The organism is Cellvibrio sp. KY-GH-1, assembly GCF_008806975.1.
In the GTDB taxonomy this organism is placed as follows: Bacteria; Pseudomonadota; Gammaproteobacteria; order Pseudomonadales; family Cellvibrionaceae; genus Cellvibrio.
Map to the genome: position 1 here is coordinate 3415746 of NZ_CP031728.1, position 14567 is coordinate 3430312.

A 14567-nucleotide genomic window follows, 5' to 3' on the forward strand; every position below is an offset into this window, starting at 1 on the left:
CACCATGCCATCGACCTCAGCAATTACCAAAGGACTCAGCATTCGGCAGCGCATTATGCTGGGCTTTCTGTTGCTGATTGTAATGAGCATTGCAATTACCACGCTCAATATTTATCACCTGCGCGATTTTCACTCGCTGTTTAAGCAGCACCAGCAAGTGAGTCGCGACGCCAATGGCATGCTGCAAGTCGATGCCGATATTGCGGAACTGCAACGCCAAATCCTGGCTTTCGCTCATACGGATCGCGAGGGAGATATTAGCAACCTGCTCGCCTTGCACGCTAACATTTTGGAGCAGATTACCAAACTGATTACCAGCCAGCAGGGGTTATCCTCCGCCAACGAACAGTTGCTCAAGCAGCTTGAATCGCTAGTGAAAAATTTACGCGAGAAAATTGAAAGCTTGTACAGTCAGCGCATTGACAGGGAAAAAATGATCACGAATAAATTAGTGATTTCATTCAACACCACTGACAAATTTCTGCATGAACTGTACAACTCCCTTAGCGATAACTTTAGCAAGGAGCTGCGTACGCTCTGGCATGCCCAGCATCTTTTAGCGACCATCCAAACCTACAGCGCCCAATACTTTAATACGCACGAGTACGCGGACAAAAAAACCATACAAGACACCTTCAAAGAGCTGAAAAGTGACCTAAACGGATTAAGATCTACTTTGGAAACGCCAGCACAACGGCAGACACTGGACCTTATTCTGGAAAACGTTAATGCAGCTGATCAAAATTTTCACACCACTGTTCAGGCCGATAGAAACTATTTGTTTTTGCTCAACATAGTTATTGCCGGAGAAACCGCAGAAATCGCCACTGTATCCGACGAGTTGAAAAAACAATTTATCTTAGCCGAGCACGAGGTTTATGAGACAGCGGAAAAACAAAGTGCAGCCAATGAACGCATCGCTATTAGCGCATCGATTAGTGGATCCTTACTCGCCATCTTGATCGCATTTTTTATTGGCAAGAAAATCAGCGAGCCGTTGATTTCTATCACCAACACCTTTAGCAAACTCGCCAATGAAGAAAATGTAACGACTATTCCTGGCACCGAACGTACCGATGAGATAGGTCGTTTAGCGAACGCCGCCAACGTTTTTCGGGAAACGAATAGACGCACCCAGGATTTACTGGAGCGCACCGAAAATTTTGCAGCCGAATTAAAACAACGTGAAATCGCCCTCGAGCAAGCTGTCGCCAAAGCCCAGGAAGCCAGTGTTGCCAAAAGCCAATTCCTCGCCAACATGAGTCACGAATTGCGCACACCGATGAACGCAATTTTAGGCATGTTGGCGCTGCTGAAAAAAACCGCGCTCAATGCACGGCAAACGGATTACATGCAAAAATCCGAAGCGGCGGCACGCACACTGTTGAGTCTATTGAATGATATTTTGGATTTATCCAAAGCAGAGGCTGGCAAAATTGAACTGGACCCTATTCCCTTTAGCCTCGACCAACTTCAGCAGGATTTAAAAGTTATCCTCACGCCGCTGGCGTCCAACAAAGATATTCAATTGGATCTCACTATCGCCCCTGAGCTGCCACGGGTTTATTTGGGCGATGCACTGCGCTTGCAACAAATATTGATTAACCTGGGCAGCAACGCGATAAAATTTACCCAGGAAGGCGGTGTAAGTATCGCGATAGAACCCATCACCAACGAGCGCAACCAACATCGGCTGAAATTTAGCGTACGCGATACCGGTATTGGTATTGCGCCAGAAAATATTGTGAAAATTTTTACCGGATTTACCCAGGCGGAAGCCTCCACCACCCGGCGCTTTGGTGGTACTGGCCTGGGGCTGGCGATTAGCCAATATCTGGTATCGCTCATGGGCGGGCAGCTACAAGTAGAAAGCGAAGTAGGCACAGGCAGCCTTTTTTATTTTACCCTGGAGCTACCGGAACTGGACGAGACGGAAATTGAACGCTTTCAGGCCACTGAAGAACCAAGTTGCCTGGCGGACAGCGCCCAACACCTGCAGGGCATTCAGATACTGCTCGTCGAAGACAACCTGACGAATCAGCAAATTGCCAAAGAACTTCTCGAACTGGAAGGTGCGGAGATTGTAACGGCCAATCACGGGCAGGAAGCGCTGGACATCCTTTGTCAGTACACCGAGGAATCAGTCCCCTTTCAGATTGTATTGATGGATTTACAAATGCCGGTAATGGACGGCATTTCAGCAACCCACGCAATTCGCCAGCGATTAAATTTCCCAAGGCTGCCAATTATCGCCATGACGGCCAATGCCATGAGCTCGGACCGCGAGGCGTGCCTTAATGCGGGAATGAATGACCACGTGGGCAAGCCCTTCGATATCGCCCAGCTGGTCAGTGTGCTGAATCAATATGCCAGCACGCCAACATCAAACAGCCAGATTGCAGCGTCCCACGCGGAGCAAAACGACCAGTTGGAGCAAAACAACCAGCTGGAACAAACTGGCGCCCCACCCCATTCACCCATCCCTGTTACAACGGTAGATCAAACGCAGAAAGACGCACAAGAACCGGAACTTGAGAATACCGTGGAAATGGATATCAAAGGCGCGATTGGCCGCATGGGGGGCAACAAAGACATCTATTTTCGAATGGCACTCAAGTTTATTCAGAGCCTCGACAAGATTCCTGCAGAACTCAACGCACTCCTTGAAAAGCACGATTTCGCGGCACTCGCTAAAGCATGCCATTCACTCAAGGGAGTATCGGCGACTTTTGGTTTTATGCAGCTTTCCGAGCGAGCATCACGCGCCGAGAAACGTTGCAGTCAAACTATTGAACACGAGCAAGCGGCACAGCTAATCGCCGATCTCTGTGCAGCTGCCACTCGCGCCGAGCAGTTATTCGCCCAGGCTGAAACCAATAAAAGTGCGGCTATCTAGCACCGACAGCAGATGCGCTAGTCACGCTCACGCGACCGTTCCCGTTTGTATTTTGTTCAAGGGTTCAACACTTGTTGAGTAAATGAACCCCGTAACGGTAATTTCGGCGTTCGAATAAATCATCCGAACCTTTTTGTTTATCCGTTGTGCTCCAATCCGCGTGCAATCACCACCTGTCCCGTTAGGGAATCGTCCTGCCTTCAAGCACCAAAGGCCGCCAATGGCGAGGACTTTTCTTTCGCCCGGAATCAGGTTCGAGCAAAACCGGTTCCCATTTTAAGTGACCTCCAAGGTGAACCGGTTCGAGTAAATTTAGTCGGGCGCAGCAGTGCGCCTTTTGGGTAACCATTCAGCGGCAATACCGATAAACCCGCTCGCTCTGTGAGCATTATTAATAAATATAAGAGAACCGCTATGAACCCAAATAACGCACATCCCAACGGCAAGCACCCCAACAGCAAGCGCCCCATGGGCACGAACAATCCGATCAATCACCCGCTCAAACTCAGTGTGTTAACCCTAAGTCTGCTCGGCCTGGTCGCCTGCGGCGGAGGCAATGGTGGGGGAAGCAAATCCTCCAGCAGTGTGACCAGCTCGCTGGCGTCATCCAGCGCTCCGGCATCCTCCAGCGCAGCCAGTAGCTCAGTACCACCGGAAGGGCTCACCATGCTGAAAACCGATGGCAGCAAATGGGTAAAGGCCTCGGGCAATCAAGTACATTTAAAAGGCACCAACCTGGGCAACTGGCTGGTGCAGGAATTCTGGATGATGGGTCAGGGCGGCAATGGTGTAAACGACCAATGCACCCTGGAGGCCAAACTCACCGAACGTTTTGGTTACGACGAAAAAGAGCGCCTGATCAAACTCTTCCGCGACAACTGGATTAAGGAGCGCGATTGGGATCAGTTGCAGGCCTTCGGATTTAACATCGTGCGCCTGCCCATTTTGTGGAATGTGATAGAAGACGAGAAGAATCCCAAGACCCTGCGCGCCGATGCATGGCATTACCTTGATTGGTCTATTGCCGAAGCGAAAAAACGCGGTATTTATGTGATCCTGGATTTGCACGGCGCACTCGGCGGCCAAACCCCCAACGATCACACCGGCTGCTCTGGTCAAAATAAATATTGGACCACCCCGGAATACCAGGAACGCACCAAATGGTTGTGGGAACAAATCGCCACCCGCTACAAAGACGAGCCTGTTGTTGCCGCCTACGACCCACTCAACGAGCCCTGGGGTTCAACCGCGGAAGATATGGCAGCGCGCGTAACGGAACTCTACGACGTCATTCGCAAGATCGATAGCAAACACATCGTGATGCTACCCAGTCACTACGGCAATATCGAGGTCTATGGTGATCCAGTTGCCAAAGGCATGACCAACGTCGCCTTTGAATTGCACCCCTACCCTGGTTTGTTCGGAGACAGACCGGGCGACAGCCACTACGACGTGCATCGCGATTGGTTGAAGTGCGGACAAACCGGTACCGGCGGCGTCTGCGATTGGGATAAAAAAATCTCCGCACTCAAAACACCGATGTTGATGGGGGAATTTCAACCCTGGCAATCGGCCGGTTTGGAATTGGGTGGAAAAATTGGCCGCGCCACTTACGATATTTTTGCGGGTTACAACTGGGCATCCACCAGTTGGGCGTACAAGCTAGTGAGCGTTGCCGGCGGGCAAGGCAAAGGCACCTGGGGTATGGTGACCAACGAAATCAACACCAACCTCGACACAGGTGTAGGTTTAATCACCAAAGCCAGTACCTGGGATTGCGCCAATTGGAATTCCACCTTCGCCAATGCCTGCGCGAAAAAAGCGGGCGTGATTACCGCCAATGGCACCGGCAGTAAAAATTATTATCTGGTGATTAAAACCGGTGCTAACAGCGGTGCAAATCCCGATGTGACGTACGACAGCATCAGCCTGAAAAATAACACGACTAACGAAGAAGTATTGGTCAATGGTGGATTCGGAAGTGGCAGCGGCTGGACTGAACTAACCATCAGCGGCTCACTGAATGTCGATTACAACAACAGCGATACGAGCAAGCAACCCACCGGTGGTGCAGGCGCGGCTCTGCGTATCAGCCGGCCAGCGGGTGTCACCGGAGAAATCAACGGTGCTGTATATCAGCAAATTACTCTGCAAGCGGGCCAAAGCTACACCTTCAGCGGTACATTTAAAGATAACGGCAGCGTGAACACCTGGGCCGAAATCTATTTAATTGAAGATGCACCTGTCGCCGGTAAAGATGTGGTTGATAACGCAGGTAAAGTGGATTTCACCACGGCACCGCTCGCCGATATCGAAAAATTATTTAAGAGTTACGGCGATGTCGGTTACGACGTTCATTCAGGTCTGGCCAAATGGTTAGTTACCAACGAGCATAACGATGTGTTTGATTACCCGGCCAAACCGGCAGGCCTTACCCTGACGCAATCCGGAACCGATGTTGCACTCAGCTGGAATGCCGTTGCAGGTATTGATATTACTTACAACGTCTATCGCTCCACCGTGGCCGGAGTAAAAGGCACATTACTCGGTGAAAACCTCACAGCCAGCATTTTTGCTGATTCCGGTATTAGTGAAGAAGAAACCTACTACTACTCGGTCACTGCCAAAAATAAAATTGCCGAAGGTTATGCGAGTAATCCAGCCAATACTAAACTGTTATTTGTACCGGTACCGGCAAAAATTGAAGCGGAAAAGTACACGGGTATGAGCGGCATCCAATTGGAGAACTCTTCCGATACTGGTGGCGGCCAAAACGTCGGACATTTTGACGCGGGCGACTTTATTGAGTTCAAAATCAAAACCGAAACGGCGGGCAACTACAGCATTGATTACCGCCTCGCCACGCAAACAGGCAGCACAGGTTTTGAAGTGTTGATTGATGATGTGGTAGTGGACACCCGCAGTGTCGATGCTACCGGCGGCTGGCAAACCTGGGTTACCAAAAGCAGCAACACATTCGCACTAAGCGCTGGCAACCATACATTGCGTTTCCGCTCCGTTGGCAAGGAGTGGAATATCAATTGGTTTGAAATTAAAAAGCAATAAGTTGTTCCATTCGATTTTCGCCCAATGTGAGTTGGACCTTGGGTTTAGTGTTTCGCAACACTAAACCCAATGGCAAACGCTATCAAAGTGCGAAACGAAAGTATCTGAAAATAGGCACCGATAAACAAAGCACCAATAAACAAAAGCACCAATAAACAAGAGATATTAAAATGCAAAGACATTTAAAACACTGGCTGCTCGCTACCGCGATAGCCAGTTCTAGCTTCTACTCACTCGCCGCCGACAAACAAGTCAGCGTTTACACCACCGCCAAGGATTCCAACCTGCGCCTTAGCCTGAGCGATACACTAAGCCTGAAACCCGCGCAGCAATATCCGGAAACGGATATTGCTGTTATTGTAAACCCAGACATTCGCTATCAAAAGTTTATTGGTATTGGTGGCGCAGTGACCGATGCCAGCGCCGAAGTGTTTGCTAAATTAAATCGCAAAAAGCAGAATGAATTTCTGCAAGCCTATTACAACAGTGACAAAGGTATTGGCTACACCCTGTTGCGCACCACTATTCACAGTTCAGATTTCAGCAGCGGTAGCTACACCTATATCAAGGAAGGCGATAAAGAATTAACAAGCTTCAGCATTGATCACGATCGCAAATACCGTTTACCGCTGATTAAGAAAGTACTCAAAGCGGCGGGCGGCGAAATCACGACTTATGTAAGTCCCTGGTCTGCCCCTGCATTTATGAAAGACACCAACAACATGTTGCGCGGCGGAAAATTATTGCCCGAATACAATGCCGCTTGGGCGCTTTACTACACCAAATTTATTAAAGCCTACGAAAAAGAAGGCGTTCCTATTTGGGGCCTTACCGTGCAAAACGAACCCATGGCCAAACAAACCTGGGAGTCAATGATTTACACAGCGGAAGACGAACGAGATTTCTTAAAGAATCACTTGGGTCCAACCTTAAAAAATGAAGGTCTGGGCGATAAAAAAATTATTGTCTGGGACCACAACCGCGATTTAATTAGCCATCGCGCCCACACCATCATGAGCGACCCGGAAGCCGCAAAATACGTGTGGGGTATTGGTTTCCACTGGTATGAAACCTGGACCGGTGGCCAGCCCATGTACAAAAACGTCGCCGACGTAGGCAAGGCTTACCCGAATGTAAATTTAATGCTCACCGAAGCTACGGTAGAAAAATTTAATCCGGAACGTTACCAATACTGGCCCAACGGAGAACGCTATGGCGATTCTTTAATTAACGATTTTAATGCGGGAGCGGTAGCTTGGACTGACTGGAATATTTTGCTGGATGACAAAGGCGGCCCCAACCACGTTGGCAACTTCTGCTTTTCACCCATCCACGCCGACGCTAAAGGGGAATTAATTTATACCCCCAGTTACTATTATCTGGGGCATTTCTCCAAATTTATTAAGCCTTCTGCCCAGCGAGTCAGCGCAGTTGCCAGCCGCAGTGTGTTACAAACCACATCATTTATCAATCAAGATAACAAACTCGCTACTGTAGTCATGAACAATAGTGATGCCGCAGTTTCCTACCGTTATTACATCGGCACACTTGAAACAAACGTTACTATTCCCGCCCACGCGATTCAAACGCTTGTTTACTAATAACTTTTTTGACGCATAAAAAAACCCGCCGCAGCGGGTTTTTTTATTTTATCTACAGAGAAAACCCAGTAGATTCCACATGCATTATGCACATTTCTTCTTCTGCTTTTCCGTTTCAATGGCGTTTACTTCGCCTTTCCAATTTGCAACTTCTTTTTCATAATCACCGGTAACCTTACTCAGCGGCACTATTGACAATATCAACAACCAAGCATCGGTATTGGCAGCAGAATTCTGCTTTTCTGTAGCAACGGCAAGTTCAGATTGCGCTTTTTTCAACTCAGAATCAAGCAGGGAACACTCGTGCGATTGATACTTATCTTGCGGCAAAGTTGTTGCTGCGATTTTATCCGGACGAGTTGCACATGAAGCAAGCCCCATTAAAACTATCATCGGAATAACTTTTAATACTTTAGGACAAATCATACACCCTCCTTATTAGACCTTTTGAGAATACGGCAATGGTTAGCACGAGAAAACCGAGGCAGTATACATAAGGCAAGTTGCAGCTCAATTAAAGATCCCATTTCCGCATAAAAATAGTCGCCAGAAATTTCATTTAGCTAGGCAACTTGTCGATTTAATTCAGAATCCAAACTCAAGTGTGTCAATTTAATCGAATCAATCAACTTCGTTAGTACGTTGCCAGGGCCGACTTCTTTGAATTCAAACGCACCTTGATCCAACAAATAGTAAACAGTATCCAACCACCGGACAGAGTTTGTAATTTGATCGCCAAGGTAAAATTTAAGGCTATCGCTGGTATGTGGGCGTGCAGTCACATTAGAAATTACAGGCGCACCCATTGGACAAAAGGTGAAATTATCCAAAAAAGCCTCAAACTCTTTCTTGGCATCGTTCATATACCGTGAGTGAAACGCAGCACTAACTGGTAACACAATATAACGAGCCTTGTTGCGTTCAAACACTTTAGCTGCCGCGTTAATTTCTGCCAAGTCTCCCGACAACACCGTTTGAGTACCTGAATTAAAATTGGCGACATCAATATTAATAAAATTACTGTCGCGCAGAATGTTATTAATTTCCTGAACGGATATCCCCAATACAGCTGCCATGCCACCACTATTTGCCCTTCCCATGAGCTCGCCTCTTTTTTTAACTAGTTTCAAACCAGTCTCAAAGTCAAATGCACCTGCCGCAAAAAGCGCGTTGTATTCCCCCAAGCTGTGTCCGGCCAAATAGTCTGCTTTACGACTAGAGTCTTCATAACACTTGAGATAACTCAGCGCTGAAACAACATAAATAGCAGGCTGGGTAAATTGTGTCTTATTGAGTTGATTCTGAGGATCATCTACGCACAATTCTCTTAACGAATAACCTAAAACACTATCAGCGACATCACTGAGCGTTTTAAAATCGTCAAACAACTCTTTTCCCATACCTTTAAATTGCGATCCTTGTCCTGGAAAAACATAAGTTAACATTTAGCAACTCCTTTAAACGTCATTGATGGATTTAAACTATTTATACATGTTTCGTAATTACTAACACTTCGCCCCATGGGGGACATAATTGAAAAGATGCTGTGGTATGCTTCTCGTGGCAGGCTGTACTTAACAAAATTTGCGAGCGACCCAGAGGGGCCAACGTCCACATAAGTCATATCGCGGTCCGGAATCAAGCCTTGCATCGTTTGATAAAACAATATGGGATTTCGCTTAACACGCCACATGTGCAACGCATTATAATTATCATTATTTGTAGCCGACATGGCCGACACTATCTCAGTTGTACTCTCCTTAAATTTTAAGCCAGAAAATATACTAATAAATCTTTCGCGCAGAGGCTCAAGATGTGCGCTATGAAATGGCTGACGTAAAGGAAGCCGTTCATATACAACATTACCATCCTTCAGCTTTTTCTCAGCAATATCGAGCGCCGCCTGCTTTGCAGATATACAAATCAACTGCGGCATATTTACTGCCGCCAACTCACAACCAGAAAACACGTCAGGATGTGAATAAAAGTAATCAACTCCTTTTAATACAGCTATCATCCCTCCATCAGAACACTCGCGCTCAATTAAATTTGCCTGTTTGATTAAAGTATCTAACATATCCTCTGGCGAAACGACACCTCCAACTGCCATGGACACGCACTCACCCAGGCTCAACCCTATTAAACGCGACGGACGGACACCATCCTCCATCAACGATTGAGCAAGAGCGTACTGAATTACAAACAGCGCGGGATGCGAATAACGTAGCTCATCAAACCTATCGGCCGGAGACATATTTGTGTCATACAATACTTCTATAAGCGAATAGCCTGTCCTGGACTTAAACACCCGATCAAGCAAATCAACGTTTGCTTTAAAAACTGGCAATTTCATATAGAGCTCACGGCCCATTTGATAGTATTGCGATCCTTGACCAGAAAACAAAAACGTAATCTTGCTGCTCATAACATTAATAATCCTTCAACTAAAAAAATTAAACGATGATATCGCTTAAGGGTAATCTTACTGATTTTTCACACAATTCCGCCTTGCCCATCCTAAAAACCATCAACAGCTCATCTGTCTTGGGAATCCGAAACTGTTCTTTAAATTTATTCGCGTATTCTTGTTGCTCGGAAACGTAGTTAATTGCCTGCATTCGATAATTTTGTCGCGTCGCATCCAGAAAGATGCGCTCAAACAACTGCCCGGATTGCAACCTTGAAGCATTGCTAACGTCGCTCGCTGTGATTACACCCCACAACGGAGTAGCTGCGAAAAGATTTTTCATCAAATCTATTTCACCCTGCCTACCAAAATCTCCCGCCATATCTTCCGGTGACACGCCGTATTGAAAATATTGTTTGATTGCAGAAGGAGCGGCCGATGTGAAAATCGAAATGCCATCCCGCTTTTTAAGAATTTCTTCCCGCGAGTAACGCCACCATTTCAAACTATCGAGATAGGCTGAATCATCTTTCGTAAAGGCCACACACGCGGCGTCGTTAATTTCAGCCATTGCAGCGAGATCCGCTGAATCGTCAAACCAGCGCAGAGATATATTTGAAAAATCATTAAGTCCCATCATCGATGACTTGATAATCTCAGGTGTAGGCTCTGCAAGATAAGGTGAACGGGTCGTTTGTCGCTTGAAGATTGAATCGAAGAGGGGGTTTCCCTGAGGCTGATCTTCCGACACCAAACTTACTTTGGCGCACATCCCGGTTTTTTCATATTCAGCATTGGGGGTTAACGAAATATCCGCACGATATCCCAATTGATTGGCCGCCACCCTAATATTTTCCAACGCGCAACCAACCGACATCTGTATCAATCTATGCTCCGCATCGGCACTGCCAAGACTTCGATTGGAATCCGCAAACACACTAATTTCCTTTTCCTTGATCGAAAACTTCCACGGCTGGGTATTGTGTGCACTGGGAGCCAATGACCCACACAGAATCAGATAGTTTTCGAGATTTAAACTACCCTGTGTAAATTTATTCCAGTACAAATAGGCGGGATCAGAGTAATTAACAGCACCGCCCTCTTCACAAAATAGATACAAACCCACAGCTGATGTACCTACTCCAGCAAGGGTCAACTTTAAAAAATTTCTGCGTGTTATGATATTTCCTTTAGGCGCGTTCATGTTTTTAACCTATTTATTTACCGGGAGCTGAAAACGGTTTGAAGATGTGACCATCATGTTGATTGCCTGACACAACAGCAGAATGATGATTAGACTGAAGATATGTTTGTCACCCAATACAGACATAAACAGGGAGGCAATAAAAGGTCCGGCAGCGCAGCCGTAACTGAACGACGCAGTGAACAGAGCGCTACCTGTCGGCATTTCTGGTTTCGACAATTGATTCCCAATCATCGCAAGCGTTATCGGAAAAAACGTTCCTACGCTTAATCCCAATAAAACTGCACCCACTGCAATCACGTGATCGTAATCAATTGTGAGCATGAGGAATAATGTGGCAATTCCAACTAGCGCCGATATCAGCAATATTTTCCAATGCCCATACCTATCCCCAAAATAGGAAACAGGAATCATTCCCACCCCAGATGCGATCATAAATAACGGCAAGGGCAAAGAAGATATTTCTACTGGCAGGGATTGATTGATTAAATATACGGGCAACAAGGTAACCACAATGCCTTCAAGTGCGCCGTATATAAACACCCCAAATAAAGCTATCTGCACCTTTTTAAATACAGTAAAAAAATTAATGTATTTTTCAACCGGTATGGTTTTATTGAGCGCAAACACAACAAAAACACCAAAAGAAATAACGCAGCTACCAAATACAAAGGCGTACTGCGGATAATGTGCATATAGGAATGATCCAATCAGCGGGCTGACAATAAACCCAACGCCAAACGCGGCGCCGTGCATAGCAACAATTACTCCTCGCTTCTTTGAGTTTGCATATAGGTTCAAGCCAGTTTGTCCTGCAACCATGTACAAGCAAATACCAACGCCCATTAAGATCCGCAAAATAAACCAGGTTGCAACACTATCCGTTCGAGGGAACATGGCAGTAGCAATGGCGGTGATAAAAATCCCCGCAAAAATTACCCAATGAATACCGAAACGACGAATCAAAGCGCCTGCAAATGGTGAAAATAGTGCAATAGACAAGTAATAAACACTTGCATTCGCGCCAATCATCACTTCACTAACGCCGTGCTGCTTCATCAATATGGATATCAATGGATTAAAAATTCCCATTGAAAAACCTGACAATAACGAGATGAAATACAACGCAAACAACGGGCTAGAAAACGTTTTTTCTGTATCCCTCATAATATTCGTAGCCATAATCATCATTTCCCTAAAATGACACTTTCACGCCAACGGAGAATCTATCTACCTCGTCGTAATCGTAATAATAGGCCCCCTTCTTTGCCCCCTCGATCCCACTTAGCGCGATAAAGAACTTTACGTCATCATCGTAGCTATAGGAGACATCAACCCTGAAAATATTGGCGTTATCGCTAATTAGATGATTCATCCAAAGCGAGGCGGAAATATTTCCATTTGAAAATGTGCGAGATATGTAGGTTGATATTTTTCTTTCATACTTGCCCTCCCTTAACATTTCAGTGTGATCTTCTATGTAGCTTGCAATGTACTCTAATGAAACCTGAGTATCGGAAAAGCCACTGTATTCAATACCGAGCATACCTTTATCCAAGTTTTTTTCTTGAAAGGATATGACAGAGTCTATTGGCTCTGTTTGTAACTGCGGCACCACATACTCAACAACTTTTACATCGTGAGGCATGTTTAACGTACGCGCAAAATCATATTTCAACTGCCACGAGCCTTCGATTAAGTTGCCAAAAAAACCGTAGGAATTAAGCTGGTTATACTCTGGCTGGAACACCAACTGTTGGGTACTTGCATTCACCCCTTTAAAGACCAATAGCGGAAAGCCTTCAAATTGGCGGGCGGCAAAAAAGCTGATGTCTCCCCAATCATTTGACATATACAACCTGCTCAGCACTCCCGTGTTATCAAGATCTGAGTCAGGCTCATCGGCCGACAAAATCATAACGCGTTCGCGAAAGGCCAAAAACGGATCAAACTCTGAACCTTCCGCACCCAGTTCATCCACTCGAGCCTCGTGAACTGCAATAAGGTTGTATTCCCATGACGCGTTGTACACAGTTAACTTAGTCGCCCCGACAGGGAGTCGAATATCCTTAACATTCTGTAAGCCCAGTTCGCGCAGATCGCGGGGATTGCCGATATCACTTATTTGCTCGCTATTACTTTCGCCCCACCCAAAAAACTGACGTCCAAAGCGAACGTTCAACCAGGAGTTGATATCTATATCGGTATAAGCCTCATTAATACGAAAGTCTTTCTCATAGATATCCAGAGTGTCTTGCGAGAACTCGCCGCGCCCTTCTAATTTGTACGCCGCATCATAGGTTCCTTGGAAATTTAACTTCGCACTCCAGGACGATGAAAAATATGCATCTACATTTAAATTTGCTGTGGAGCTTATTTTTGACCACTTAAACTCCTCGTGCTGATAGCTATTACCTACCTCTTCTACTAAAAATCCACTGTAGGAAAGTGCGGTGTCATCCGCGCTAACAAGAGGCGCAATTACAAAAAGCAGGGCGCCGACAGAAAAATTTTTACTTCGAAAGATCATTTAGCAATGCCTCGCGACATTTTTAATGGCGTGAAATTGGCATCATCAACATCTTCCTCGTAGCGCACATTCTCAATTTTTATTACGGTCGAGTGTTCAGTAGCCCCCCCTTTAGTGGTGGTAATTTTATTTACCTTGGCCGTCCAAATGTCATTAATCTTCTCAACTTCCTTCGCTTCGAAATATTTTACCCTTTTCCCTTTCACGACCCAGAAAGTACCTTTTACCTTAATAAAGTTATCCTTTCTAACCCAGAGGTGGATTTTGTTATACCCTGTTTCCTTAATGACCTTATCGTCATCTCCATTTTTTGGCAGTCCCTCAAGGACCCAGCAATCATGTCCATCAATCACTTCACTTGTTTTAATGATTGAATAATCCCAATAGTTATTGCGCGAAGTCTTTATATCAGCATAGGTAAAATCGCTTCCCAGAAATGGATCCGATTGGTCTGCCGCCGCTAGTCGCTTTACTTTTTTAAGCGCCGGCAAGTACAGCCAAGAATCATCATCTTTCCCCTCCTCAATCCAGTCAAAACTCAAGTAACTCGTATCTTTAATATCTTCAGGATAATTAAAGAAATATATTGCTTTCTGATCCTTCAGATTTTCCCCGAAATTTTTCCTAATCATACTCATTCGTCTAACTCGTTCTTTTCCATCTGAGTTAATCATAATCATCGTTGAGTCAGACTTTTGCGTTTTACCTATATACCGATCCTCGGACGTAGCAACGATATCATTGCCAGACATTTGTTCCGCAGTAGCGGCTTGCTGCACCGCAAAAAAACACATAAAACCCAGCATTCCGCCTTTGAATAACTTTTTCATTTCCACGATAGAGACCTTAATTTGTTAATTGTG

10 protein-coding genes and 1 pseudogene are annotated in these 14567 nt (G+C 45.8%); 3 read left to right on the forward strand and 8 right to left on the reverse strand.

The features are described from left to right. The first annotated feature begins 4 nt into the window (after nucleotides 1-4). The 3 genes from D0C16_RS14525 (at nucleotide 5) to D0C16_RS14535 (ending at nucleotide 7563) form a co-directional block, all read left to right on the forward strand. Nucleotides 5-2896 carry an ATP-binding protein gene (locus tag D0C16_RS14525; protein ID WP_151033018.1) on the forward strand — a complete coding sequence of 964 codons (2892 nt, stop codon included), beginning with the start codon at nucleotides 5-7 and terminating at the stop codon, nucleotides 2894-2896. Nucleotides 2897-3310: 414 nt separating this feature from the next. After that, nucleotides 3311-5962: a carbohydrate-binding protein gene (locus D0C16_RS14530; protein ID WP_225318689.1), complete on the forward strand. Its 2652-nt coding sequence runs from the start codon at nucleotides 3311-3313 to the stop codon at nucleotides 5960-5962. Nucleotides 5963-6132: 170 nt separating this feature from the next. Next, nucleotides 6133-7563, forward strand: coding sequence for a glycoside hydrolase family 30 beta sandwich domain-containing protein (locus D0C16_RS14535; protein ID WP_151033019.1), 1431 nt, complete (start codon nucleotides 6133-6135; stop codon nucleotides 7561-7563). 84 nt (nucleotides 7564-7647) lie between these two features. Here the strand turns inward: D0C16_RS14535 and D0C16_RS14540 are convergent, their stop codons facing one another. The 8 genes and pseudogenes from D0C16_RS14540 to D0C16_RS14570 all read right to left on the reverse strand — a co-directional run bounded on the left by D0C16_RS14540 (nucleotide 7648) and on the right by D0C16_RS14570 (nucleotide 14534). Continuing rightward, on the reverse strand, nucleotides 7648-7989 hold the full coding sequence (locus D0C16_RS14540; protein WP_151033020.1) for a hypothetical protein: 342 nt from the start codon (nucleotides 7987-7989) through the stop codon (nucleotides 7648-7650). A 137-nt stretch (nucleotides 7990-8126) separates the two neighbouring features. Next, nucleotides 8127-9008 (reverse strand): ACP S-malonyltransferase, encoded by an 882-nt coding sequence (gene fabD, locus D0C16_RS14545; RefSeq protein ID WP_151033021.1) that lies wholly within the window; start codon nucleotides 9006-9008, stop codon nucleotides 8127-8129. Next, the gene (locus D0C16_RS14550) at nucleotides 9002-9988 is read right to left on the reverse strand and encodes an acyltransferase domain-containing protein (protein ID WP_151033022.1); all 987 of its coding nucleotides are present in this window, start codon (nucleotides 9986-9988) and stop codon (nucleotides 9002-9004) included. Before D0C16_RS14550 ends, fabD begins: the two co-directional genes overlap by 7 nt. A 28-nt stretch (nucleotides 9989-10016) precedes the next feature. Continuing rightward, the gene (locus tag D0C16_RS14555) at nucleotides 10017-10907 is read right to left on the reverse strand and encodes a hypothetical protein (protein ID WP_225319068.1); all 891 of its coding nucleotides are present in this window, start codon (nucleotides 10905-10907) and stop codon (nucleotides 10017-10019) included. Between the two features lie 207 nt (nucleotides 10908-11114). Beyond that, nucleotides 11115-11174 (reverse strand): annotated as a pseudogene (locus tag D0C16_RS24790) (hypothetical protein); the annotation flags it as partial. Nucleotides 11175-11183: 9 nt separating this feature from the next. Continuing rightward, a complete protein-coding gene (locus D0C16_RS14560; RefSeq protein ID WP_191968497.1) occupies nucleotides 11184-12356 on the reverse strand; it encodes an MFS transporter in 1173 nt (390 codons plus the stop codon). Nucleotides 12357-12369: 13 nt separating this feature from the next. Beyond that, nucleotides 12370-13704, reverse strand: coding sequence for a DUF1302 domain-containing protein (locus tag D0C16_RS14565; RefSeq protein WP_151033025.1), 1335 nt, complete (start codon nucleotides 13702-13704; stop codon nucleotides 12370-12372). Continuing rightward, nucleotides 13701-14534, reverse strand: a complete 834-nt coding sequence (locus D0C16_RS14570) for an outer membrane lipoprotein-sorting protein (RefSeq protein ID WP_225319045.1) — start codon at nucleotides 14532-14534, stop codon at nucleotides 13701-13703. Before D0C16_RS14570 ends, D0C16_RS14565 begins: the two co-directional genes overlap by 4 nt. Between the last annotated feature and the right edge of the window lie 33 nt (nucleotides 14535-14567).